Source organism: Microvirga sp. ACRRW, assembly GCF_022346925.1.
Classification (GTDB): Bacteria; Pseudomonadota; Alphaproteobacteria; order Rhizobiales; family Beijerinckiaceae; genus Microvirga.
This window is the reverse complement of record NZ_JAKRNJ010000009.1, coordinates 23,992-46,456: the sequence shown is the minus strand read 5'-3', so window position 1 is coordinate 46,456 and position 22,465 is coordinate 23,992. Positions and strand designations below refer to the sequence as shown.

Here is a 22,465-nt window from a genome sequence, read left to right as displayed (position 1 = left end):
TCATTCATCGAATATCAAAGGGCCGCTCTGCGGCCCTTTTTCTTGGGCATGAGGATCACGGCTTACCTACTGCCGCGTTTCGACGCATCGCCAGGAACCGCCACCGGGTCTACGGGGGTGGTGAAGACTTATTAACCATCCCCTCGTATTGTCCGCCCTCATGACGACAGCATCTTTCCAGCGCGGCTTTGCCGCGGGCATCCTTTCCGCCCTTCTCGTTATCGGAACCGGGCCTGCAGCCCTGGCCCAGAGTCAGCGCTCAACGGCGCAGAAGCCTGCCGCGGCCAAGCCCGCGAAACCCGCGCCTGCCAAGCCTGCGCCTGCCGCGACCGGCAGGGCCGCACCGGCCGCAAAGCCAGCCGCAGCTGCGGCGGGAGCGGCAACGGCTGCAAGACCGGCCCAGGCCGCCACCGGCCCAGGCGGCGCATCCCTCGTCAGCTCGTTCGGCGATTGGGGCGTCTATACGGCCCAGACCGGCCGCTCGAAGATCTGCTATGCCCTGAGCCAGCCTCAGGACCGTCTGCCCAAGGATCTGAACCGCGATCCGGCCTATCTCTTCGTGTCCTTCCGCCCGGCGGAGAACGTGCGGAACGAGGTTGCCCTCGTGCTCGGCTTCACAGCCAAGGAGAATGGCCCCGCCAGCGCCGCCATCGGCAGCACCTCTTATGCCCTTATTACCAAGGCCTCCAATGCCTGGCTGAAGAATCCGGCCGAGGAAGGGCAGGCCATCGCCACCATGGCGAAAGGCCAAGCCGTGCTGGTAAAGACCCAGTCCGCGCGAGGGTCGAACCTGACAGACCGCTATTCCCTGAACGGTTTCAGCAAGGCCCTGGAGCAGGCCCGCAAGGAATGCGGAGTCTAAGCGCCCTCCCCTTGCAAACCGCGCCACGAATAAGCACTTTCCGGGTCTCGCGCCCGGAATTTTGCTTTTCAAGGCTCACGGTTTCGGCGCAATCGTGTTATAAGGCACGCCAAATCCCAACAACGAGGCTCGAGATTTCCCATGGCGACGGTGCTCGACATCGCCAAGCGTAACCCCAATGCGGCACCCGTTGCCGTCAGCGATGCCGCGCGCGCGGCCGGTGCCAACGCTTTGTCCATCGAAAAGACCGCGGAGCTAAACGTGGTCGCAGGCGCTGCCCCCGGTGGCGCATCGCTTGTCGGCCTTACCCGCGACCAGCTGAAGGATTCGCTCGCCGCCATCGGCGTGCCCGAGCGCGAGCACAAGATGCGCGTGGCGCAGCTTTGGCACTGGATCTATTTCCGCGGCGCCAAAGACTTTTCCGAGATGACCAATGTGGGCAAGGAGCTGCGCGCCAAGCTGGCTGACGCCTATACGCTCGCCCGCCCGCAGGTGATCTCCGAGCAGGTCTCCAAGGACGGTACCCGCAAGTGGTTGATCCGCATGGCCTCCACCGGCCCCCTCGACAAGGGCGCGGAGATCGAGTGCGTCTACATCCCCGAGACGGATCGCGGCACGCTCTGCGTGTCGAGCCAGGTCGGCTGCACGCTCACCTGTTCCTTCTGCCACACGGGCACCCAGCGCCTCGTGCGCAACCTGACCTCGGCGGAAATCGTGGCGCAGCTCATCGTGGCGCGCGACATGATCGGCGACTGGCCCGACGCCACGCCGCCGGAAGGCGCTTTCGTTCCCAACGACGGCGGACGTTTCGTGTCCAACATCGTGTTCATGGGCATGGGCGAGCCGCTCTACAATCCGGATGACGTGATCGCCGCCATCGACGTCATGTCGGACGGCGAGGGTCTGACCCTCTCGCGCCGCCGCATCACCGTCTCCACGTCCGGCGTCGTGCCGCAGATGGAGCGCCTTGGTGCTGAAGCGAACACCATGCTGGCGATCTCGCTTCACGCCGTGCGCGATGACCTGCGCGACGTGCTGGTGCCGATCAACCGCAAATATGACATCAAGCAGTTGCTCGATGCCTGCCGCGCCTATCCCGGCCTGTCGAACGCGCGCCGCATCACGTTCGAATACGTGATGCTGAAAGGCGTGAACGACTCGGATGCCGATGCGCGCGAGCTCGTGCGTCTGCTCAAGGGTATCCCGGCGAAGATCAACCTGATCCCGTTCAACCCCTGGCCCGGCTCGAAATACGAGTGCTCGGACTGGGAGCGCATCGAGCGCTTCTCCGAGATCGTCTATCGCGCAGGCTACGCCTCGCCCGTGCGCACCCCGCGCGGCCGCGACATCCTCGCAGCCTGCGGCCAGCTCAAGAGCGAGACGGAAAAGCTGCGCGCCCGCGCCCGCATGATGGCCGAGCAAGGCATCGGGGCCGAAGGCGTCTATGCGGTGGGGAACGGGGAGTGAGCCTTAGAAGGCCGCTCTATTCAGCACCAGTATTGTTCCATTGTTGCAATGCCTATAGTGTGTCTGCCGATACACTATAGGAAATCGGTAATGGAACGGATTGTGGCGGGGGTGATTACAGCCAGCCTTTTGGCACCGTTTGTATTCGCCCTTTTCATCCTGCTTCTTGTCGTCACATTCGTCCATGATTTCCCGTTCGAGCTAGAACTCCTGTATGGCGTGCTCTTTGTCAGCCTTGGGGCTCTGATCGAATATGGCTTCGTGCTTTTCCCAGCATCAGCGGTCATCGCCTATGGCCTCTACCGCTTCGGCATCCGTTCACCCTGGCCTCCTATCTTCTGCGGGGCAGCCTTAGGCCCCACCCTGACGTTGCTCATGTCCCCCCACATTCTCGGGATTGAGTGGATTTCCCTTCTCGCGATTTTGCCGGGCGCCATATGCGGATGGATCTACTGGCGCATCGCTTTGTATCGAACAGCCCGCTCAACCATGGTCGAAGAGCGATGACGCGTCAGATTCTCGGGATCCTCGCAGCGTCCGTTGCTGCACCTTATCTTGGCGCGGTCAGCCTGGGCATTTCCATCGCCTTGAGCGCCCCAGCGATGCCGTCGCTTGATGGGATCGCCAAATTCTTCATCGGCATTGCATTTATTGGCACATTCGGCCTCGTTCTTTACGGGCTGCCGGTTCTAGGCGTCGCCATCATCGCAGCATTGATCCTCTACGCCCTCGACGCGCGTTCGATCATGGCAGCCGCCATTCCCGCATCGATCATCGGCGCATGCTTTGGAATCCTGCTGACGGCTCCGAATTTTGACGATTGGCCACTCATTCCAGGCTGTTTCATCTCCGGCTTTATCTGCGGCTGGATTTATTGGCGGATTGCCTTGCAATGCAAAGCCTCATCGGGCGAGCTGCTTGTTTAAGGTTATGTTCTGATCTCTACGCGGGCAATTGTCATGGCAAATCGCGTCATGTAACTCAGTTACGGCGAACGAACTCTTCGGCCTGAAGGACCCCATGTCATGATCCGCTCTCTTCTCGTTGCCGCTTTCCTGAGCGTGTCAGCCGTGGCCCACGCCCAAGCCCCCAATGCAGCACAGCAGCAGGCGGACGCAGCCGCGCTTCAAGCCGTCACCGGCAAAATGAACGCCTATGTGGCGCTGATGAACCGGACGATGCGGGCGAGTGAATCCATTGCGCGCTACAAGAGCTGGGTCGACATGGACAAGGGCCCCGTGAACACGAACCGGGCTTTCGGCCTCTACCAACTCTACGATGTGACAAAGCTCGTCGCGGACGCATCGAAGGCTCTCAATACGGAGCCGAAGCTTGCGGATCTCGATGCCAGCATGAAGGCCTATATCGAGGCCTATTCGCAGCTTGCGCCCATCGTCGACGAGGCCAACACCTATTACGAGCGCAAGGATTATCTCGACGACAATCTGGCGCGCGGAAAGCAGATCCACACGCGGCTCGTGCCGGCTGCCGCGGCCTTTCTGGCGGCCCGCGAGAAGGTGGAGCAGGCCTTCCAGGTCGAGCAGACGAAACTCGCTCAGAAAGAGCTTGCCGCCATCGAGCAGAGCGAGGGCAGGAAGGCCAATTGGCATCGCACCAACCTGATGCTGGCAGCCCAGCGCATCATCGACCGCATGCCGAGCAACGAGGCCCCCGTCGTCGATGTCGCCGCCTTCGAGGCCAATGTGAGCCTGTTTGCCACCGCCTCCAAGGATTTCGACGATTACAGGAAGTCCGATCCGGAAGCTCTCAAGAGCCTCGAGGGTCCGGTGCAATCCTTCCTGGCCGCGTCACGCGAGTTTCGCGACGCGATCAAGCCCGTAAAGGGCGATGTCCGCCGGGGCGGAGGCCAGAAGCTTCAATCGGTCGTCAACGCCTATAACGCGTTGGTCGGCACCGCCAACAACCTGGCCAACTGACGAGAGAGCTTCCGCGGATGCGGCCCGCAGCACGATCGTGCTGCGTCAGGCACGCGACCCAAGGTGAAGGACACACATGAAACGCCCCATCACCGGCATACTCGCGGCCTCCGCGGCAGCGCCTTACTTAGGGACGCTCTCTCTCCTGATTCAAGGCGTGTTCGGATCTTCGCATTCCTCACATTCATTGTACGCGCCGGACATTATCGAGGGTTTCATCCTGGTGCTGACGTTCGGCTCTCTCGGCCTGCTTATTTATGGTCTGCCTCTTATCCTCGCGTTCTCCATCGCCGCCTTGATCCTGCATGCCATCAAGGCCGAAAGGTCTGCCCTCCCCGTCTGCCTGGGTTCGCTCATAGGTTTGTGCTTCGGGGCCTTTTTCGCGGCGTCCGATATGCAGGATGAATGGCCGCTTTTCTTGGGCTGCTTTGTTTCAGGCGCTATCTGCGGCTGGATCTATTGGCGCATCGCCTTGCGCAAACAAGCAGATGATGCCGATCTTCTTCATCAGAAGGCGATGTAAGGGATGGCGCGTCAGCTTTTGGCTATCTTCGCAACGAGTCTTGCATGCGCCTACATCATCCAGCTCTTTGACATCGCCGCTTCGGGAGGCTTCCAAATCAATGTCTTCAAGACTCTTATCGAAATCTTGGTATTAGGCACGGTCATTTACCTTCACTTCTTCATCCCACTTCTTCTGCTGTCTGTGCTGCTGGTCCTCTTCCTGGCTTTCCTGAGATGCCATTCAATGCACTGCAGCTTCTTTGGAGGAGGCCTCTTCGGATTTTCTCTTGTAAGCGGGCTTGTCCTCGCCGGTATCGAGCAGGGATGGGAACTTCCACCATTAGGGGGCTTGTGCGGGGCTGTTTGTGGTTGGGTTTATTGGTTGATAGCAACAGGAGGACGTCCGCAAACTCCTACCCTATAATACCTCCATGATCCGCTGGCTTCTCCTGATCCCCTTCGCGCTTCTCATCGCCATCGGCATGAGCAGCCTGTTCTTCTTTCTCGCCTCCCTGATCGATCCGCTCATGGCGACGCTGACGGGCGAGACGCTGTTCGTGGGATTCTGGAACCTCGTGGATGCGGTGTTCTCGTCCGACGATCCCGGCCCCATCGTCGCGGAGGCCATGCTGAGCGTGGGGCGCATCATGTTCACGCTGCTCGTGCTGCCGCCTCTGGTGATCGCTGTGATCAGCGAGGTTTTGAAGATGCGCAGTCTCATCTGGTATGCGCTCGCCACCGGCGTGCTCACCGCCTCAGTGCCGTGGATCTTGCGCGGCGCGACGCGTGTGGCCAACCCCGCTGAGCTGCATGTAAGCGCGATCCTCGGCCTCACCGGTACGGTGTCGGGCTTCGTCTATTGGGCCATCGCGGGCAGAGATGCGGGCGGACGTTCGCACTCTATCTCGCAGACGCCGTCAGGATCTTGAGCGCGAAGGCGCCGAACAGACCAGCGAAGGAATAATCGATTCCCCGCATCACCTTCGGATGGTTACGGAGGAGCGCGATCATCTTTTCCGCACCCAGGATCATGATGGCGCCCATGGGTCCCGTGAACGCGATGAAGTAGAGGCCCAGGAACAGCAGCTTGTCGGCGGCATGCGGATCGCTCGCATCGACGAATTGCGGCAGAAAGGTCACGAAGAACAGGACGATCTTCGGGTTCGTGAGATTGATGCCGACGCCCATGAAAAAGGTCTTCCAGAACGAGACCTCGACGCGGCCTTCGTCCTTCAGGGAAAGCGCAGAGCCATGGCGCACGGCGTCAAAAGCCATCCACAGAAGATAGAGCGCACCGACAACCTTGAGGATCGTGAAGGCCGTGACGGAGGCGGCCAGCAGGGCGGAAAGGCCCAAGGCCGCGAGCAGCGTATGGACGACGCTTCCCGCCATGGCACCCGTCATGGAAGCCATGCCCGCCTTTCGTCCGCCCGACATGGTTTTGGCCAGAAACAGGCTCATATCCGGTCCAGGCGTGATAAAAAGCACGAAGCAGGCGAGCGAATAAGTCAGCAGAATGCTTGAGCTAGGCAGGAAATCCATGGGTTTTACCTCGGAATCGGCAGCCGGATCATGCCCCAATCCCCTGTTCGCGGCCAGCCGAAAACGTCTTGTTGAAGCGCGCGTATTGCCCCATTTGTTGAACCCGACCACGGTCTTGAAACAAAGCTTCGCGAGAAAGACAGACATGAAGGCTTCGCCCCTGCGCACACGCATCCGCATCGCCCTGACCGGAATGGCGCTGGCCCTCGGCCTGTCCGCCTGCGGGATCAACAATGTGCCGACCCTCGAAGAGCAAGCCAAAGCTGCGTGGAGCGAGGTGCAGAACCAGTACCAGCGCCGCACCGACCTCATTCCCAACCTCGTCGAGACCGTGAAGGGCTTTGCCCAGCAGGAGCGCGAGGTTCTGACCCAGGTTGTCGAAGCCCGCGCCAAGGCCACGCAGATCCAGGTGGACGCCTCCACCGTCACCGACCCGGAAAAGTTCCGACAGTTCCAGGAAGCGCAAGGCCAGCTCTCCGGCGCGCTGGGCCGCCTGCTCGCCACCGTCGAGCGCTATCCCGAGCTGAAGTCCAACGCCAACTTCCTGGCGCTGCAATCGCAGCTCGAGGGCACCGAGAATCGCATCGCGGTGGCGCGGCGCGACTACATTTCTTCCGTGCAGGCCTACAACACGGAGCTGCGCACCATTCCGGGCCGCTGGATCGCCGCCATCGTCTATCCGGACGCCAAGCCCATGGAGACCTTCACGGCCACCGCCGGCTCCGACAGGCCGCCGGAAGTGAAGTTCTAAGGGAATGACGAGGGCAGGCTTCTTTGCCTCCATTCATGGAGAACGGATGCGGCTGAACCACGTTGCTGCACTTCTGCTTTCGCTCTTCCTCATCGTTTCACCGTTCGCAGCTCTCGCCCAAACTTTCCCTCCCCTCACCGGCCGCGTGGTCGATCAGGCGAACATTCTGAAGGCTGAGGACCGCGCCGCGATTGAGACCAAGCTCAAAGCCTACGAGGACAAGACCTCCGATCAGGTCGTGGTCGCGACCGTTTCATCGTTGGAGGGCACGAGCATCGAGGATTATGCCAACCGGCTCTTCCGCACCTGGCAGCTCGGGCAGAAGAAGAACAACAACGGCGCGCTGCTGCTGGTCGCCCCCAATGACCGCAAGGTGCGCATCGAGGTCGGCTATGGGTTGGAGGGCGCGCTCACCGATGCGCTCTCGAAGGTTATCATCACCACGGCGATCGCCCCGCAATTCCAGAAGGGAAATTTCGCGGGCGGCATTGATGCGGGCGTGGACGCCATCCTCTCGATCCTCACGGGCGACGCGGAACAATGGCAGCGACGCGCTGAGGTGCGGGAGGATCCCTCCTCCACCATGGATACGATCATCACGCTCCTGATCATCGGCTTCATCCTGTTCCAGCTGTTTCGCGCCATGCGCGGGAAGCAGCCGGGCGTTCGGGGCCGGCGCGGCTCAAGTCCCTGGATCATCACGACCGGCAGCGGCTGGTCCGGCGGGGGTGGAGGCTGGTCGGGCGGCTCGGGCGGCGGAGGCTTTTCGGGCGGCGGCGGCTCGTCGGGCGGCGGCGGGGCTTCGGGGAGCTGGTAGATGATTTCAGAACAGGAAAAGCACCGGCTCTCGCAGGCCATTCATGAGGCGGAGAAAGGCACCTCCGGCGAGATCGTCGTAGTAGTGGCGCGCCAGGCGAACGAATACCGCGCGATTCCCGCGCTGTTCGCCCTGTTCGTGGCACTCATCACGGCATGGCCGCTGATCTGGTTCACGGATCTCGGCCCCTCGCGGATTTTCCTGATCCAGCTCATCGTGGCCGTGGCGCTCAACGTCGTTCTCGCCTGGCCTGCCGTTCATCTCGCTCTCATCCCGCCCAGCATCAAACGGGCGCGGGCGCATGAGGCGGCCTTACGGGAATTCGCGAGCCACGGGCTGTCTCGCACGCAAGGGCGGACCGGCGTTCTGATCTATGTGGCAGCCGCTGAACATTATGCCGAGATCATCGCCGATATCGGCATCGCGGACCGTGCAGGCCCAGGTGTGTGGGAAGCCATTATCGGCGAGCTGATCGCGGCGATCCGCCAGGACAGGCCAGGCGACGGGCTCCTTCAGGCCGTGCAGCGCGCAGGCGCCATCCTCGCCGAGCACGCACCGCCGCAGGCGCACGACACGAACGAGCTGCCGAACAAGGTGGTGATTCTCTAGGGTTTAGAGCCCCGGACCCTTCGCGGCGCCCAGGATCACGCTGGGTTTGTCGTCCTGCGCGGTCTGGAGCAGCACCACATAGCCGTCCGCGCCGCCGCGGGCCGTCTCGGCGGGCACCTCGAAGCGGGCGGAGCCGCCATTCCATTCGCCGATGCGCTTCAAGCCGCGCACCACATTGGCATAGGTGACGGTCCGACCCTTGTTCTCGCCGCGCTCGATGGGCACGGTCTGCGAGCGCAGAACGGGGAGCACCCACACGAGGGCCTCCCGCCGAGCGGGCTCGGCGATCTCCTTCACGGAAACGGTAACCGTGCCGTTCTCTTCGCTCACATTGACATCAACAGGAAGGGTCGAGCGGCCCTTCAGGGTCATCTGGATCGCATTCTCGATCTGAGCGCGGTCGGAGCCGATGCAGGATTTCTTGCCGTTCACGATCATCTGAGGCGTGAAGACCTGGCGGTCACTGCGGGCGTGGGCGTAATCCTTCTGCCGGGCCGTGAATTCGGTATGGGCCAGGGTGTCCTTCCAGCCGAGATAATCCCAGTAGTTCACCGGAAAGGAGAGCGCCACGATATCGTGCTTCTGGGCATACTCGACCAGCAGCGCGTCCGCAGGCGGGCAGTTGGAGCAGCCTTGGCTGGTGAACAGCTCCACGACCGCCCGGGGAGGCTCCGCGAGAGCAGGCTGGAGGAGAGCGGCCAGACCGGCGGCCACCAGTGCAATTTTCAGTCGTGACACCATGATGCCCGGCATGAAACACCAAGCCCGGCTCAAGGGGAACTCACTTTACCTTGAACTTCGCCTTCGACTTTGGCTGGAACCCGCCAGCGGCGGTGCATCCATAGCCACTGCTCGGGGTTCTCTCGCACCCATTCCTCCACCACCGAGGTCATGGCCTGCATGGCGCCCTGCACGTTGATCTGCCCGTCGGGGTCGCGCGGCAGGTCGAGGGGCGGCGTCAGCTGCAGGCGGAAGCGATGGTTCGGCAACCGGATCACGCGCACGCCATGGACCGGACAGTCGAAATTGCGGGCGAATTTGCCGAGGATTGGGTTCACGAGCGCCTTGCGTCCCATAAAATCCACCAGCACGCCGCGGGTGAAGTGCTGGTCGATAAGCATGCCGAGATGCCCGCCCTTTTCCAGCGCCCCTTGCATGGCGAAGGCCGCGCCCTGGCGGGCTGCTTCCAGGTTGCCCATGGTTTCGCTGCGGATCTCGTGAATCACCCGCGCGATGGCCGGATCGTTGGGCGCGCGAAACACTGCCGTGGTATCGAGGCCGAAGCGCGCCGCGCAGATGGCAGGCAGCTCCCAATTCGCCAGATGGGCGGAAAAGACGAGGCCCGGCTTGCCATCGTCGCGAAGCGCGAGGAAATGCTCGATGCCGTCGACTTCCGTGCGGCCGGGCACGGTGCTGTCGGGGTCGAAATCGAACAGATTGCTTAAGTGAGGATATTCCCCGCCCGTGCGGCCGAGATTGTCCCAGGCTGCCATCGCGAGCGCCTTCACCTCGGCCTCGGACTTCTCAGGATAGGCGGCGCGGATATTGGCGAGCGCCGTCTTATGCGCCTTGAGCAAGGGCCCAAAAGTGCGGGCGAGGCCTGCACCGAAGGCTCCCGAGCGCTCCGGGCCGAGGGCCCGCGAGAAGGCGAACACGCCGCGCACGACGCCGACCATCACCGTCTCGGTGAGACGTGAAAGAAGGCTGCGGGGGCGGTTGGAGGGCTGCACGTTGAGGAGTTCCGAATGGAGAAAAGGAAAAAGGCTGCCCGCGTGTTTTCCGCGAGGAGCCCGTTTCGTCAAGATCTATGGTTGCAGGGCGGCCTGTACCAGGGGGCGGCAGAGGATCAGAAGGTCACGATGACCTTGCCGAAGACCTTGCGGCCTTCCAGACGCTCTAGACCCTTCTGGAAGTCGTCGAGCGGGAACACCGAGTCGATCACCGGGATCATGCCCTGAGCCATCTTCTCCAGGGACTGCGCGATATTCTCGATCCGGCAGCCGAAGGAGCCGAAGATCCGGTATTGCTGCTGGAAGAGCTGCATCAGGTTCATGGTGGTGGAGACGCCCGAGGTGGAACCGCAGGTCACGAGCCGCCCACCGCGCTTGAGGCACAGCAAGCTGCCGTTCCAGGTCTCCGCGCCCACATGCTCGAACACCACGTCGACGCCCTTGCGCTTGGTGAGCATGCGCACCTCGCCCTCGAAGCGCTCCTTGCGGTAGTTGATTACGTAATCCGCGCCGAGGGCCTTCGCCTTCTCGCCCTTCTCGTCGTCGCCCACGGTCGTATAGACCGTGCAGCCGATGGCCTTGGCCATCTTGATCGCCGCCGTGCCGATGCCGGAGCCGCCCGCATGGACGAGGATCGACTCGCCGGGCTCCAACTTGGCGTTGTCGAACAGCATGTGCTGCACCGTGCCGAAGCCGATGGGTGCGCATGCGGCCTGCTCGAATGAGACACCCTTCGGCACCGGGATCACGAGGCGCTCGGGGCGGTTGATCAGCTCTCGGGCGAAGCCGTCGATATGGAAGCCCATGATGCCCTTGACGTTCTCGCAGAGATTGTCCCAGCCCTTCCGGCAGGCGCTGCAATGGCCGCAGGTCTCGGCGCCGTACATGGTCACCGGATCGCCCACCTTGAACCGGGACACGCCCTCGCCCACCGCCGCGATCTCGCCAGCCGCCTCCACGCCCACAGCTTGAGGCATCTTGCGCTTGGCGAACGCCATGCCGCGAAAGCCCCAGACATCGAGGTAGTTCAGCCCCAGCGCCTTGACCCGTACCTGCACCTCGCCGGCGGCGGGCGGCGGCGGGGCCTCCATCTCGGTGATGCGAGTGTCACGGTCGCCGAAAAGCTGAAGGGAGCGCATGGACAACAATCCTGGTCGGCGTTGCGGCCAGCATAAGACGCGGCGGCAACGGAGAAATCTGTTTCCGGCGGCTTAAAGGGCGAGCGGGGGAATGGCAAGGTCCAGCGCTATTTCCAAGGGTCATCCCGGACGGCGCTGCCGATCCGGGATCGTTTTCAGGACGAAGCGCCATTCTTGTCCTGCGATCCCGGGTTCTGCTTCGCAGCCCCGGGATGACGCTTGGGGTTTTACCGATGCACGCCCAGCATCGAGGTCAGGCCGCCGTCGATGGGAAGCACCGCGCCGGTGATGTAGGCGGCGGGCTCGGACAGAAGAAACGCCGCGAGGCCTGCGATCTCTTCCGGCTTCGCGAAGCGCCCTGAGGGAATCTGCTTTTCCATGTTCTCGCGATAGGCCGCGTAAGGGGCCATCATGTCCGTGTCGATGAAGCCCGGCGCGATCACGTTGACGGTGACGTTGCGCTTTCCGGTCTCGACGGCGAGCGTGCGGCAATAGGAGATGAGCGCGCCCTTGGAGGCCGCATAGGCTGCGTTACCGGGATTGCCCTGAAGCGCGGCGACCGAGCCGATGGCGACGATGCGGCCCGCCTTGGCGCGGATCATGCCGCGCATGAGCGACTTGGCGATGCGCGTCAGCGACCAGAAATTCACCTGCATGGCGGCTTCAGCCTTGTCCTGCTGCATCATCGCGGCGAGCGCATCGTAGGGCTGACCCGCATTGTGAATGAGCCCGAAGAAGCTCTCTCCCTCCAGCATCTCGCAGAAGGATTCGAGCGCCGCCTTGTCGGCGAGATCCACCTCATGCGCCTTGATGATGCGGCCGGGATTGGCCTGCATCAACTCATCGGCGAGGGCTTTTGCAGCGTCACCGGACGAGCGATAGGTGAAATCCACGTCATGGCCTGCGGCCACGAGAGCCCGGACGATTGCCGCGCCGACGCCCTTGCCGCCGCCCGTCACCAAAACGCGTGTCATGTTTTAAGCCCCCTTGGGCTCGGCCCCGAAGACGAGGCAGGTGTTCTGGCCGCCGAAACCGAAGGAATTCGAAAGCACGTATTTCACATTCGCATCGCGCGCGACGTTCGGCACCACATCGAGCGGGATCGCGGGATCAGGCACCTGGTAGTTGATCGTCGGCGGAATGCGGCCCGTCGAGAGTGTGAGCAGCGACATCACGGCCTCCACCGCGCCTGCGGCGGTGAGCGTGTGGCCGATCATCGACTTGTTCGACGAGATCGGAAGACGTGCCATGCGCTCGCCGAGCACGGCGGTGCAGCTCATGGCTTCCATCTTGTCGTTCTCAGGCGTCGAAGTGCCGTGCGCGTTGATGTAGTCGATGTCGTCGGGCGTTACGCCTGCATCGTCGAGCGCCTGCTTGAGCGCCGCAATCGCGGGTGAACCATCCGGCGAGGAGCGCGTACGATGGAAGTTGTCGCCCTTCTCGCCGCAACCGAGAACGTAACCGAGGATCTTTGCGCCGCGCGCCTTCGCGCTCTCGGCATTTTCGAGCACGAGGGCAGCACCGCCCTCGCCCATCACGAAACCGTCGCGGTTCTTCGAGAACGGCTTCGATGCGCCTTCCGGATTCTCATTCTGCGTCGAGAGCGCGGAGAGCAGCGAGAAGCGGATGAGCGATTCCGGATTTACCGAACCGTCGGTGCCGATGCAGAGCGCGGCATCCGTCTCGCCGCGGCGGATCGCCTCGACGCCGAGCTGGATGGCGGTGGCGCCCGACGAGCAGGCGGTGGAGAGAGAAATCGGCGAGCCCTTCGTGCCGAACTTGTCGGCAACGCGATCAGCAACCGTGCCGAAGATGAAAAGATCGTGCCACTTCTTGAACTCGCCGGTGGCCGCGGCCTTCAGCAAATCTTTGTAAGTGACATCTCCATCTTGACCAGAGGCCTTGGCGAGCGCTTCGCGCTGCGGCCATTCCATCTCGACGGGCGGAACGGCGATGAAGAGTGCGCCGGGAAATTCAGTTTGCGCAAGACCCGACTGGCCGACGGCTTCTTCAGCGGCCATCATCGCCAGACGCTCGGAGAGCATCGGCGCGCAGAAGGGCTCCACGTCGATGAAGTCGATGGTGCCTGCAATCGTGGTGCGCAGGCCTTCCGTCGGGAAGCGGTTGATGCGGTGAATGCCGGACTTGCCTGCCGTCAGCGCGGCCCAGGTAGCATCCTTGCCCTGCCCGAGGGAGGTGACCACGCCCATGCCGGTGACGGCCACGAGCGGACGGCCCTGTTTGTCGCGAAGCGCCATGCCGTTCTCCTTCAAGCCTTGGTGACGCGCAATGCGCCTTCGCCGCGCCAGTGTCCGACGGACGTCACGAGTGCATCCGACGCCTTGCCGGTCGCGATCAGACCCGCTGCCAGCGCAACGCCTGCAGGCGCCTGCGCTTCCATGGCATGGCCGATCACGTCGCCGGTCGCATGCACCGCAGCACCGGGAGCTATGTCCTTCAGCGCGGCCTGTTCTTCTTCCGTGATGCCCTTCACGCCGGTGGCGCCGGAAATCACGACGTCGGGCTTGGCACCGAGCTGCTTGGACAGATTGTGGAGCGACTGCTCGACGCTGCCGGGCTCGCGGCGCGAACGATCGGAGGCAATGCCTGCAAGCGCAGCCAGCGGCTTCGCGCCGCGCTTCTCCGCATGCTCGCGGGATTCGAGCACGAGGAAGCAGGCGGCCGAGCCGAGGATCATGCCGCCTTCAGGTCCGCGCGACCACACCGGTGCATACGGCTTCTTCCAGAGGAAGCTGCCCATTTCGTAGATCAAGAGAACGTCGGGGCGTTCTGCGTTGTAAGCGCCGCCCACGAGGAAGATGTCGTCCTGGCCGGAAGCGATGCGCTCTTTCGCGATGCGGATCGCGTCGACGCCGCTCGATTCCTCGCCCATGAAAGTGCGCGAGCCGCCCGTAACGCCGTGCACGATGGAGATGTTGCCCGCGAGCAGGTTGGAGAGCTGCGCGAGGAAGAGCGTGGGGCGCAGATCGCCCATCAGCCGCTCGTTGAGGAACACGCCCGGATTTTCGGCGCCGCGCAGGCCCGTGAGGATCTGCCCGTCGACCGCGTAATCGCGCTCGCCGCCGCCCGCCGAGACGATGAGCTGCATGCGGCCCTTCAGGTCCGCATCTTCCTTCGCGCCAGCTGAATCAAGGGCAAGGCCCGCCGCATAGCAGCCGAGCTTCTGCCAGGCTTCCATCTGCCGCTGATCGGATTTCTTCGGGATTTGACGGTCCCATTCGAGGGCTGCGACCGGATGGACCGGGAACGGCGCGAAAGTCTCGGAATCCGTGTTCGGGGTGCCCGAGAGCGCGGAGAGATGCACGTCCAGCCCCTCTCCCGCACAGGAGACGATGCCGATACCGGTGATGACGACGTCACGCATTGAGCGCCTCCTCCAGGCCGATGCGCTTGGCTTGCGCGCGCATCTGACCGTCCATGCCTTCCGGGAAGGGCATGATCCTGAACCTGAGCTCAGCATCGCAGATCGGCTTGCCCTCGGCCAGGATCTTGGCCTTCGTCACCGCATAGCCCGAGCCTTCGTGCTCCAGCTGCGCCTGGACGGTCAGCACCGTGCCGGGGCCCACGAAGGTGCGGAAGCGCGCCTTGTCGACGGCCATGAGGAACGGCATGTGGGTGAAGCCCATGAGGCCCAGCACGAGATAGCCGGAAGCCTGGGCCATGGTCTCGGTGAGAAGGACGCCGGGGACGAGGGGATGGCCGGGGAAATGGCCCTCGAAGACGGGGCTTTCCTGGGGCACGGTGGAGGTCACCTCGATCCGCTTCGCATCGCGGTCGAGCAGCACCACCCGGTCGATCATTTCAAAGTATTCGAGGCGCATCCCGGTCCTGGTCCGTATCGCTTCCGGCGGGTGGGACAGGAAAAGGAATCCATGAGGCGGGGCTCTTGAATGGATCGCCTCTCCGGACAGGCTTATCGAGCCTGCCCGCCGGGTAAGTTGTTGTTTTTAGGCCTGCTTGGCGGCCACGAGCGCATCGATGCGCGCCACAAGGTTCTTGAGAACGAAGTATTCCTCGGCCGGAGCCTTGCCCTCGTTCACTTCCTGGGTCCACTGCTCGAGGGGCAGCTTGATCCCGAAGGCCTTGTCGATGGCAAACGCGATATCGAGGAAAGCGAGCGAGTCGATGCCCAGATCCTCGATGGCATGGCTCTCGGGGGTGATCTGGTCGCGCGGGATGTCGGCGGTCTCGGAAATGATGCCGGCGACGGTCTCGAAGGTGGACGACATGCGCCGCTCTCCTGAATGGCTTGAGTCTTGACGATTCCGCTGCCGCCGGACCGTATCGGGCCCAGATCCAGCCGCTCTTCTCGTCAAGGAGGGTTGAATTGGAACGCTCCCCTTACACGACAGGGACCTCAGCGGCAACCGATTGGTTACATTTCCGTGACTTGAGCGCCCCGTAACTCACCTGAACCTACGGCAAAGGTTAAGAGGCAGGCGATTGATTCTTCGGCCTCCATGGTGAATAAGAGCCCGCCTTAAGTCGTTGAGGGCTTAAGGCTACTGCCCCGGATTTAAGTTTTCAGACTGGACCCACGTGCTCAACAGGTTCCGCAAGCCTGCCATCCGCCGTGCCCGCCGCATGGCCCGCATCGCCCGATGGAACAAGCCCATCGAGGGAACGCTCGGCCGCCTGCGCGCCTGGGCCAACATGCTGCTGGTCGATCACGGGGTCTTCCGGCTCATCTACCTGAACAAGCACCGGGTGTCCGAGCGGCTCTGGCGCACAGCCCAGCCTGCCCCGCACCAAATCGAGACGCTCGCCAAACAGGGCGTACGCACCATCGTCAACCTGCGCGGCGGGCGAGAGCACGGCTCCTGGCAGCTCCAGAAGGAAACCTGCGAGCGGCTCGGCATCCACCTGACCGAATTCGTGGTGCGCTCCCGTGGCGCCCCGGACCGCAAGACCCTGCTGAAGGCCAAGGAGTTCTTCGAGGGCGTGGAATACCCGGCGGTGATGCACTGCAAATCGGGCGCGGACCGGGCGGGCTTCATGGCCGCGCTCTACCTCATCGTCCATGAGGGCGAGAGCGTGGACGAAGCCCAAAAGCAGCTCCACATGCGCTATGGCCATTTCCGCTTCTCGAAGACCGGCATCCTGGATGCCTTCTTCGACATGTACCGCCGCGAGGGCGAGGCCAAGGGCATGCCCTTCCTGACCTGGCTCGAGACCACCTACGATTCCAAGAGGCTGGAGCAGGAATTCCGTCCCGGCTTCTGGTCGAATCTTCTGGTCGACCGGGTTATGCGGCGGGAGTAGTGGTTTTTTCACTCAAACGATTCTTTCGCCTTGTGATCTTGTGAGGGAAGGAGTTTGTTGCCTCTGCAACATTGAAGCAGGGGCTAATCCATGATCATCGTGAGGCGCTTTGAGGAAAGCGATGCGGACAATCTTGCCGCGCTCATGATGGAAATGGTGGAGTTCTACAGCAGACCACTTGCCGTCCAAGGCTCTGTGAGGGACGACATCGTCAAGCAAGCCAAGAACGTCCATATTCTCGTCGCGCTAGCTAACGATCAAGTGGCTGCCTTTGCGACTTATGGCTTTCTCTATCCGGTGGCGGGGCTAAGATCCTTCGCCTATCTTCAGCAGATCTATGTCGGATCGTCGTTCCGACGCCTTGGCCTTGCAAAGCAACTCATGGCTTTTGTCGCCCGTGACTGCCGCGACAAAGGGTGCACTTGGATGGAGTGGAACACAGGTATCCACAACACAGCGGCCCGCACCTTCTATGAAGGCTTGGGTGCAAAGGGCTCCGAGAAGATCGCCTTTGAACTCGAAGGGGCAGAGCTGAACAAGCTCGCCGATATGATCGACTAGCCTGAAGCCTCACTCGCGAGGATTGAAGCTCCGCCATCATCGATCAAGATGAAGCAGCCAGATCAACCTGACTATCGTCCGACAGCTGCAGCCGGTGCAGACGCGCATAGGCTCCCGCCTTCGCGATCAACGCATCGTGCGATCCCATTTCCACGATACGGCCTGCTTCCATCACCACGATCGTGTCCGCGTCGCGCACCGTCGAGAGACGATGGGCGATCACCAGCGTCGTACGGCCTTTCATCAACTTGCGGATTGCATCCTGCACCAAGCGCTCGGATTCCGAATCGAGGGCGCTCGTCGCCTCATCCAGCAGCAGGATCGGCGCGTTTTTCAGGAAAGCACGGGCCAGCGACACACGCTGGCGCTCGCCGCCCGACAAGCGTCCGCCAGCGGGACCGACAACCGTGTCGTAGCCTTCCGGCTGCTTCATGATGAAATCGTGTGCGGCAGCGGCTTTCGCGGCCTCCACGATCTCCTCGTCCGTCGCGCCTGGACGGCCGAAGGCGATGTTGGCGCGGATCGTGTCGTCGAAGAGCACCACGTCCTGGCTCACCACCGCGATGGCCTGGCGCAGGCTTGCCAGCGTCACGTCGCGGATGTCCTGCCCGTCGATCAGGATCGCGCCGCCGGTCACGTCGTAGAGGCGTGGCACGAGGGAGAGCAGCGTCGACTTGCCCGAACCGGAGCGTCCTACCAATGCCGTCGTGCGGCCTGCTTCGGCCACGAGATCAATGTGGCTCACCGCCGCGCCGTCGCCGTTATAGGAGAAGGTGAGATCGGCAAAACGCACCTCGCCGCCTTTGAGCACAAGCGGCTTGGCATCGGGCTTGTCCTGGATGCGCGGCTTTTCATCCATGATGGCGAAGGTGCGCTGCAAGGCAGCCGCCGCTTCCTGCACGATGGCATGGAGATTGCCGAGCGCGCGGATAGGCTGGGCTGCGAGCAGCAACGCGCTGACGAAGCCCGTGAAATCGCCCACCGTGCTGTTCTGCGAGAGAATGCGCTGGCCGATCAGCACCAGCACGGCGGCGACCGCGATGCCGCCGCCCACTTCGAGCAGCGGATCGAGCCGCCCGCGCGCATTCGCGCCCTTCATGCGAAGCCTGCGGATCTCGTCGAAGGTGCTCGCGGCCTTGGCCTTGAGGTAGCCCTCCAGCCGGTAGGTCTTGGCGATGCGCGTGCCGGCGAGACTTTCGGTGATGAGGCCCGCCATCTGTCCGGTCTGCTCCTGCATGGAGGAGGCGACGCGGCGCAGCTTGCGGCCGATCTTTTCGACCGGATAGGCGAAGAACGGCACGGTGATACCCGCCACCAGCGCCATCATCGGATCGATCCAGATCATCGCCGCCACCAACGCGATCACGGTGGTGATCTCACGCAGGAACACGGTGGAGAGGCGGGTCAGCGCCTCCTTGATAAAGGTAAAGTCGGTGGTGAAGCGCTGCGTCAAAGCTGCCGGGCTCTCGCGCCCGATCTGGGCGAGATCGGCCTCGATCAGATGGCCGTAGAGCCTGGTCTGCATGTCGGCCTCGATGCGCGTCACCACCTTGTTGGTGAGAACGGTGAGTGCCAGCAGCGAAAAACCCTTCACGGAAGTGACCGCGATCACGAAGAGCGGTGCGAGGTAGATCGCCGTCACGTCCTTCGTATCGAAGGCGTCGAACGCCGCCTTGATGAGCACTGGATAAAGTCCCGTCGCGCCCGCCACCAGGACCACGAGCACGAGCACGGCCAGCAGCGTCCTGGCATGCGGACGCATCCAGTCGCGCCAGAGGCGCTCGATCAGGGGAATGGTGTCGCCTGTGAAAAGGCTTTTGCGGGCCATGACGTGCCTGAAACTCTTTTAATGTTGGGCCGCGAGTTACCACGCAAGGCCCGCCAGCGGCAAACTTTTCCACCCGATCGGGCTGTGATCGGCCCCGTTCTGTCGCTTCTCGAGAGACTTAAGCCCTCTCTCGACAGGTTCAGGATTCTATGGCTGAGTTCGCTCCAATAGAGAGAAAACAACCATGTCGCTCGAAACCTGGCTCGCCTTTACCGCCGCTGCCGCCGTGCTGCTCGTGATTCCGGGGCCGACCATCCTGCTGGTCGTGTCCTATGCGCTCGGCCAGGGCTGGCGCACGGCCCTGCCTATGGCGATTGGCGTCGCTCTCGGCGATTTCACGGCCATGATCCTGTCGCTGGTAGGCCTTGGCGCGCTTCTTGCGGCATCGGCGACGGTCTTCACGATCCTCAAATGGGTCGGGGCCGCCTATATCGTCTGGCTCGGCATCAAGCTCTGGCGCGCGGGCGGCTCGCTCGACGTCACACCCCGCAAGGATGCCGCATCGGCTCTAAAAATGCTCGGCCATGCCTGGCTCGTGACGGCGCTCAATCCGAAAGGCCTCGTCTTCTTCGTGGCCTTCCTGCCGCAATTCATCGACCCGAAGCTTCCCTTCCTGCCGCAGGTGAGCGTGTGCGCCGCGACTTTCCTGGTGCTGGCCTTCGCGAATGTTCTCACCTATGCGCTGATCGCCTCGCGGGCACGGGATACCATCCGTAACCCGCGCACCATCGGCCTCATCAACAAGGCCGGCGGCAGCCTGCTGATCGGCGCAGGCGTCGCCACCGTGGCGCTGAAGGCAGGGCAGGCTTAAAGCTCACCCTCACACCGCCTTCAGATACCGCATGGGTTTGCCGGGAGCGATCATCTCGGCAGCGGCGATGATGCCTTGCGCGTCGATGCCGAAATGGCGGTAGAGGTCCTTGATCGTGCCGGTCTGGCCGAAATGCTCCACACCCAGCGAACGGGTGCGGTGGCCCATGACGGAGCCCATCCAGGCAAGGGTCGCCGGATGGCCGTCGATCACCGTCACCAGCCCGCAATGGGGCGGCACCTCGCCGAGCAGGCGTTCCACATGGCTTCTCGCGTGAACGAGCCCACGCTCGCGGGCGCGCTGCGCCGCCGTCCAGCCGGCATTGAGGCGATCCGCCGAGGTGATGGCGAGAAGGCCGATATCACGGCGATCCTCAGCCATGAGACCCACGGCCTCGATGGCTTCCGGTGCGACCGCGCCCGTATAGGCAACGACCACCTGAGCATTGGGCCCAGGCTTTCGCAGCCAATAGGCACCCGCCATGATCTCGTCGGCCAGCTCCGAACCCATCTCGCGTTGCGGCTGTTCCAGGCTGCGGGTTGAAAGACGCAGGTAAACCGAGCCGCCGGTCTCGTCGCGCAGCCATGTTTTCTCGTTCGGCTCGCCCTCGCCGTTGCGCTGCATGTAGTCGAAAGCCCAGCGCATGATGACGGCAAGCTCATCGACGAAGGCAGGCTCGAACGACGCTAATCCATCCTGCGCTAGGCCGACAAGCGGCGTGCCGATGGATTGATGCGCACCGCCTTCCGGCGCCAGCGTCACGCCAGACGGCGTTGCGACGATCATGAAGCGCGCGTCCTGATAGCAGGCGTAATTGAGCGCATCCGCGCCGCGATAGATGAAAGGATCGTAGAGCGTGCCGATAGGCAGCAACCGCTCGCCGAAGATCGAATGTGAAAGGCCTAAAGCAGAGAGCACGATGAAGAGGTTCATCTCCGCGATGCCGAGTTCGAGATGCTGGCCCGTCGGTGAGAATTCCCAATTGAAGGTCGAAGGAATCCGCTCCTTTTTGAAGGTATCGACCATGCTGTTGCGCGCGAACAATCCGCGCCGGTTCACCCAGGCACCGAGATTGGTCGAGACCGTCACGTCCGGCGCGGTCGTCACGATTCGATCCGCGAGCTGTTGATCGGAACGCGCGAGTTCATTGAGGATGAAGCCGAAGCCCTGCTGCGTGGACATCGCCGGATTGGCCGGGAACGACAGCTTCTCCGGAACCGGCACGGTTGGTGCCGAGTAGCGACGACGGCCCTTCTGCACGAAGGGCACCTTCTTCAGGAAAGTCTCAAGTTCGTTCTGCGCAATTTTCACGCCCTCGAACTTGTCCCATTCATGACCCGTGCGCACGCCTTGAGTGGCGCGCCACGCCTCCATCTGCGTCGGCGTCAGAAGGCCTGAATGGTTGTCCTTGTGTCCAGCCAACGGCAGACCGAAGCCCTTGATGGTATAGGCGATGAAGCAGACTGACCTGTCGTGCTGGCGCGCCTTCTCGAAGGCGTCGAGCAGGCTGGGCATGTCATGCCCGCCGAGATTCGACATGAGCCGCGCCAGCTCTTCATCGGTGCGCTTCTCGATGAGGCGCGTGACGGGGCCCTGATCGCCGAGATCGTCGAGCAGGCGCTTGCGCCACGCCGCACCGCCCTGGAAGGTCAACACGGAATAGAGCTGGTTCGGGCAGGTATCGATCCAAGCGCGCAGCTTCTCGCCGCCGGGCTCGGCGAAGGCCTCCTGCATGAGCGATCCGTATTTCAGGATCACCACCTCCCAGCCGAAATTGCGGAACAGAGCTTCGAAGCGCTCCCACAAGCCTTCGCGAATGACGGCGTCGAGGCTCTGGCGGTTGTAATCGACGATCCACCACGTATTGCGCACGCCGTGCTTCCAGCCCTCGAGCAGTGCCTCGAAGATGTTGCCCTCGTCCATCTCCGCATCGCCCACGAGCGAGATCATGCGGCCTTCCGGCAGATCCTTCGCCCAGCCATGGGCCTTCACGTAATCCTGCACGAGGCTTGAAAACAGCGTCTGCGCGACGCCGAGGCCCACCGAGCCCGTGGAGAAATCCACGTCGTCCACGTCCTTGGTGCGGGAGGGATAGGATTGCGCACCCTTGTAGCCGCGGAAGTTTTCGAGCTTCTCGCGGGTCTGGTTGCCGAACAGATACTGAATCGCATGGAAGATCGGGCTCGCATGGGGTTTCACCGCAACGCGATCCTCAGGCCGCAAGGCCGAGAAGTAGAGCGCCGTGAGAATCGTGGAGAGCGAGGCCGAGGACGCCTGATGGCCGCCGATCTTCAACCCGTCCTCGTTGGGACGCAGGTGATTGGCATTGTGGATCGTCCAGGTCGCAAGCCAGAGCACCTTGCGCTCGAGTTCCTGCAAAATGCTCAGGTGCCGTGCATCAGCCATAGGGTCCTCCAGTTTGGGCGGATTGTAGCTCGAAGCGCCCACGAAGCGAGGTCAAAGCTTTGGGAAGACCTAGGCTTTTGGAATGAGGAGACGAGCTGGAGCTGAAAGCAAAAAAGCCGCCCGAAGGCGGCCTTTTTGGAAATTGGAGCGGGCGAAGGGATTCGAACCCTCGACCCCAACCTTGGCAAGGTTGTGCTCTACCCCTGAGCTACACCCGC

Annotated in this window: 25 protein-coding genes and 1 tRNA gene; 14 read left to right on the top strand and 12 right to left on the bottom strand. The window is 62.7% G+C overall.

Annotated features, from left to right (window positions below; all coding sequences use genetic code 11):
• Positions 1-160: 160 nt before the first annotated feature.
• The 8 genes from MHY87_RS17200 (at position 161) to MHY87_RS17165 (ending at position 5,699) form a co-directional block, all read left to right on the top strand.
• Positions 161-862: a hypothetical protein gene (locus tag MHY87_RS17200; protein WP_239353798.1), complete on the top strand. Its 702-nt coding sequence runs from the start codon at positions 161-163 to the stop codon at positions 860-862.
• A gap of 141 nt (positions 863-1,003) precedes the next feature.
• Positions 1,004-2,329, top strand: a complete 1,326-nt coding sequence (gene rlmN, locus MHY87_RS17195) for a 23S rRNA (adenine(2503)-C(2))-methyltransferase RlmN (protein ID WP_239353797.1) — start codon at positions 1,004-1,006, stop codon at positions 2,327-2,329.
• A 90-nt stretch (positions 2,330-2,419) separates the two neighbouring features.
• Entirely contained in the window at positions 2,420-2,836 is a 417-nt protein-coding gene (locus tag MHY87_RS17190) for a hypothetical protein (RefSeq protein ID WP_239353796.1), read from the top strand.
• Entirely contained in the window at positions 2,833-3,255 is a 423-nt protein-coding gene (locus MHY87_RS17185) for a hypothetical protein (protein ID WP_239353795.1), read from the top strand. Before MHY87_RS17190 ends, MHY87_RS17185 begins: the two co-directional genes overlap by 4 nt.
• Positions 3,256-3,354: 99 nt before the next feature.
• Positions 3,355-4,266: a DUF3829 domain-containing protein gene (locus MHY87_RS17180; protein ID WP_239353794.1), complete on the top strand. Its 912-nt coding sequence runs from the start codon at positions 3,355-3,357 to the stop codon at positions 4,264-4,266.
• A gap of 76 nt (positions 4,267-4,342) precedes the next feature.
• Positions 4,343-4,789 (top strand): hypothetical protein, encoded by a 447-nt coding sequence (locus tag MHY87_RS17175; RefSeq protein WP_239353793.1) that lies wholly within the window; start codon positions 4,343-4,345, stop codon positions 4,787-4,789.
• Positions 4,790-4,792: 3 nt separating this feature from the next.
• Positions 4,793-5,194 (top strand): hypothetical protein, encoded by a 402-nt coding sequence (locus MHY87_RS17170; RefSeq protein ID WP_239353792.1) that lies wholly within the window; start codon positions 4,793-4,795, stop codon positions 5,192-5,194.
• Positions 5,195-5,201: 7 nt separating this feature from the next.
• On the top strand, positions 5,202-5,699 hold the full coding sequence (locus tag MHY87_RS17165) for a hypothetical protein (protein WP_239353791.1): 498 nt from the start codon (positions 5,202-5,204) through the stop codon (positions 5,697-5,699).
• Here the strand turns inward: MHY87_RS17165 and MHY87_RS17160 are convergent.
• Entirely contained in the window at positions 5,671-6,312 is a 642-nt protein-coding gene (locus MHY87_RS17160; protein WP_239353822.1) for a LysE family translocator, read from the bottom strand. The genes MHY87_RS17165 and MHY87_RS17160 overlap by 29 nt on opposite strands.
• A gap of 145 nt (positions 6,313-6,457) precedes the next feature.
• On the opposite strand from MHY87_RS17160, the gene MHY87_RS17155 reads away from it, so the two are divergent.
• From MHY87_RS17155 to MHY87_RS17145, 3 genes are read left to right on the top strand one after another with little or no spacing between them, the layout of a single operon-like run.
• The gene (locus MHY87_RS17155) at positions 6,458-7,063 is read left to right on the top strand and encodes a LemA family protein (RefSeq protein WP_370644978.1); all 606 of its coding nucleotides are present in this window, start codon (positions 6,458-6,460) and stop codon (positions 7,061-7,063) included.
• A 46-nt stretch (positions 7,064-7,109) separates the two neighbouring features.
• A complete protein-coding gene (locus MHY87_RS17150; RefSeq protein ID WP_239353790.1) occupies positions 7,110-7,880 on the top strand; it encodes a YgcG family protein in 771 nt (256 codons plus the stop codon).
• A complete protein-coding gene (locus MHY87_RS17145; protein WP_239353789.1) occupies positions 7,881-8,489 on the top strand; it encodes a TPM domain-containing protein in 609 nt (202 codons plus the stop codon).
• Between the two features lie 3 nt (positions 8,490-8,492).
• Here the strand turns inward: MHY87_RS17145 and MHY87_RS17140 are convergent, their stop codons facing one another.
• From MHY87_RS17140 to MHY87_RS17105, 8 genes are all read right to left on the bottom strand, one after another.
• Positions 8,493-9,230 (bottom strand): thioredoxin family protein, encoded by a 738-nt coding sequence (locus MHY87_RS17140; protein ID WP_239353788.1) that lies wholly within the window; start codon positions 9,228-9,230, stop codon positions 8,493-8,495.
• A gap of 29 nt (positions 9,231-9,259) precedes the next feature.
• The gene (locus MHY87_RS17135) at positions 9,260-10,219 is read right to left on the bottom strand and encodes a lipid A biosynthesis lauroyl acyltransferase (protein WP_370644977.1); all 960 of its coding nucleotides are present in this window, start codon (positions 10,217-10,219) and stop codon (positions 9,260-9,262) included.
• 116 nt (positions 10,220-10,335) lie between these two features.
• Positions 10,336-11,358 (bottom strand): zinc-binding dehydrogenase, encoded by a 1,023-nt coding sequence (locus MHY87_RS17130; RefSeq protein WP_239353787.1) that lies wholly within the window; start codon positions 11,356-11,358, stop codon positions 10,336-10,338.
• Between the two features lie 227 nt (positions 11,359-11,585).
• Complete coding sequence (locus tag MHY87_RS17125) at positions 11,586-12,332, bottom strand: SDR family NAD(P)-dependent oxidoreductase (RefSeq protein WP_239353786.1); 747 nt, start codon at positions 12,330-12,332, stop codon at positions 11,586-11,588.
• Between the two features lie 3 nt (positions 12,333-12,335).
• Positions 12,336-13,616: a beta-ketoacyl-ACP synthase gene (locus MHY87_RS17120; RefSeq protein WP_239353785.1), complete on the bottom strand. Its 1,281-nt coding sequence runs from the start codon at positions 13,614-13,616 to the stop codon at positions 12,336-12,338.
• Positions 13,617-13,627: 11 nt separating this feature from the next.
• Positions 13,628-14,743: a beta-ketoacyl-ACP synthase gene (locus tag MHY87_RS17115; RefSeq protein ID WP_239353784.1), complete on the bottom strand. Its 1,116-nt coding sequence runs from the start codon at positions 14,741-14,743 to the stop codon at positions 13,628-13,630.
• Positions 14,736-15,200 carry a 3-hydroxyacyl-ACP dehydratase FabZ family protein gene (locus MHY87_RS17110; protein ID WP_239353783.1) on the bottom strand — a complete coding sequence of 155 codons (465 nt, stop codon included), beginning with the start codon at positions 15,198-15,200 and terminating at the stop codon, positions 14,736-14,738. The genes MHY87_RS17115 and MHY87_RS17110 overlap by 8 nt, the downstream gene beginning before the upstream one ends.
• 126 nt (positions 15,201-15,326) lie before the next feature.
• Complete coding sequence (locus MHY87_RS17105) at positions 15,327-15,608, bottom strand: acyl carrier protein (protein ID WP_047190190.1); 282 nt, start codon at positions 15,606-15,608, stop codon at positions 15,327-15,329.
• Positions 15,609-15,918: 310 nt separating this feature from the next.
• On the opposite strand from MHY87_RS17105, the gene MHY87_RS17100 reads away from it, so the two are divergent.
• Positions 15,919-16,641 (top strand): tyrosine-protein phosphatase, encoded by a 723-nt coding sequence (locus tag MHY87_RS17100; RefSeq protein WP_239353782.1) that lies wholly within the window; start codon positions 15,919-15,921, stop codon positions 16,639-16,641.
• 90 nt (positions 16,642-16,731) lie between these two features.
• Entirely contained in the window at positions 16,732-17,202 is a 471-nt protein-coding gene (locus tag MHY87_RS17095) for a GNAT family N-acetyltransferase (RefSeq protein WP_239353781.1), read from the top strand.
• Between the two features lie 43 nt (positions 17,203-17,245).
• On the opposite strand, the gene MHY87_RS17090 is transcribed toward MHY87_RS17095, so the two are convergent.
• Positions 17,246-19,030: an ABC transporter ATP-binding protein gene (locus tag MHY87_RS17090; protein ID WP_239353780.1), complete on the bottom strand. Its 1,785-nt coding sequence runs from the start codon at positions 19,028-19,030 to the stop codon at positions 17,246-17,248.
• A gap of 184 nt (positions 19,031-19,214) precedes the next feature.
• Between MHY87_RS17090 and MHY87_RS17085 the strand changes: the two genes are divergently transcribed.
• Positions 19,215-19,841 (top strand): LysE family translocator, encoded by a 627-nt coding sequence (locus MHY87_RS17085; RefSeq protein ID WP_239353779.1) that lies wholly within the window; start codon positions 19,215-19,217, stop codon positions 19,839-19,841.
• A gap of 9 nt (positions 19,842-19,850) precedes the next feature.
• Here the strand turns inward: MHY87_RS17085 and MHY87_RS17080 are convergent, their stop codons facing one another.
• The gene (locus MHY87_RS17080; protein ID WP_239353778.1) at positions 19,851-22,247 is read right to left on the bottom strand and encodes a transketolase; all 2,397 of its coding nucleotides are present in this window, start codon (positions 22,245-22,247) and stop codon (positions 19,851-19,853) included.
• A gap of 143 nt (positions 22,248-22,390) precedes the next feature.
• A tRNA-Gly gene (locus MHY87_RS17075) sits at positions 22,391-22,465 on the bottom strand.

Bases quoted from the DNA above. Each gene is read 5' to 3' on its own strand.
- MHY87_RS17200 (WP_239353798.1), top strand. From the start codon at position 161: ATGACGACAGCATCTTTCCAGCGCGGCTTTGCCGCGGGCATCCTTTCC.
- rlmN (WP_239353797.1), top strand. From the start codon at position 1,004: ATGGCGACGGTGCTCGACATCGCCAAGCGTAACCCCAATGCGGCACCC.
- MHY87_RS17190 (WP_239353796.1), top strand. From the start codon at position 2,420: ATGGAACGGATTGTGGCGGGGGTGATTACAGCCAGCCTTTTGGCACCG.
- MHY87_RS17185 (WP_239353795.1), top strand. From the start codon at position 2,833: ATGACGCGTCAGATTCTCGGGATCCTCGCAGCGTCCGTTGCTGCACCT.
- MHY87_RS17180 (WP_239353794.1), top strand. From the start codon at position 3,355: ATGATCCGCTCTCTTCTCGTTGCCGCTTTCCTGAGCGTGTCAGCCGTG.
- MHY87_RS17175 (WP_239353793.1), top strand. From the start codon at position 4,343: ATGAAACGCCCCATCACCGGCATACTCGCGGCCTCCGCGGCAGCGCCT.
- MHY87_RS17170 (WP_239353792.1), top strand. From the start codon at position 4,793: ATGGCGCGTCAGCTTTTGGCTATCTTCGCAACGAGTCTTGCATGCGCC.
- MHY87_RS17165 (WP_239353791.1), top strand. From the start codon at position 5,202: ATGATCCGCTGGCTTCTCCTGATCCCCTTCGCGCTTCTCATCGCCATC.
- MHY87_RS17160 (WP_239353822.1), bottom strand. From the start codon at position 6,312: ATGGATTTCCTGCCTAGCTCAAGCATTCTGCTGACTTATTCGCTCGCC.
- MHY87_RS17155 (WP_370644978.1), top strand. From the start codon at position 6,458: ATGAAGGCTTCGCCCCTGCGCACACGCATCCGCATCGCCCTGACCGGA.
- MHY87_RS17150 (WP_239353790.1), top strand. From the start codon at position 7,110: ATGCGGCTGAACCACGTTGCTGCACTTCTGCTTTCGCTCTTCCTCATC.
- MHY87_RS17145 (WP_239353789.1), top strand. From the start codon at position 7,881: ATGATTTCAGAACAGGAAAAGCACCGGCTCTCGCAGGCCATTCATGAG.
- MHY87_RS17140 (WP_239353788.1), bottom strand. From the start codon at position 9,230: ATGGTGTCACGACTGAAAATTGCACTGGTGGCCGCCGGTCTGGCCGCT.
- MHY87_RS17130 (WP_239353787.1), bottom strand. From the start codon at position 11,358: ATGCGCTCCCTTCAGCTTTTCGGCGACCGTGACACTCGCATCACCGAG.
- MHY87_RS17125 (WP_239353786.1), bottom strand. From the start codon at position 12,332: ATGACACGCGTTTTGGTGACGGGCGGCGGCAAGGGCGTCGGCGCGGCA.
- MHY87_RS17120 (WP_239353785.1), bottom strand. From the start codon at position 13,616: ATGGCGCTTCGCGACAAACAGGGCCGTCCGCTCGTGGCCGTCACCGGC.
- MHY87_RS17115 (WP_239353784.1), bottom strand. From the start codon at position 14,743: ATGCGTGACGTCGTCATCACCGGTATCGGCATCGTCTCCTGTGCGGGA.
- MHY87_RS17110 (WP_239353783.1), bottom strand. From the start codon at position 15,200: ATGCGCCTCGAATACTTTGAAATGATCGACCGGGTGGTGCTGCTCGAC.
- MHY87_RS17105 (WP_047190190.1), bottom strand. From the start codon at position 15,608: ATGTCGTCCACCTTCGAGACCGTCGCCGGCATCATTTCCGAGACCGCC.
- MHY87_RS17095 (WP_239353781.1), top strand. From the start codon at position 16,732: ATGATCATCGTGAGGCGCTTTGAGGAAAGCGATGCGGACAATCTTGCC.
- MHY87_RS17090 (WP_239353780.1), bottom strand. From the start codon at position 19,030: ATGGCCCGCAAAAGCCTTTTCACAGGCGACACCATTCCCCTGATCGAG.
- MHY87_RS17085 (WP_239353779.1), top strand. From the start codon at position 19,215: ATGTCGCTCGAAACCTGGCTCGCCTTTACCGCCGCTGCCGCCGTGCTG.
- MHY87_RS17080 (WP_239353778.1), bottom strand. From the start codon at position 22,247: ATGGCTGATGCACGGCACCTGAGCATTTTGCAGGAACTCGAGCGCAAG.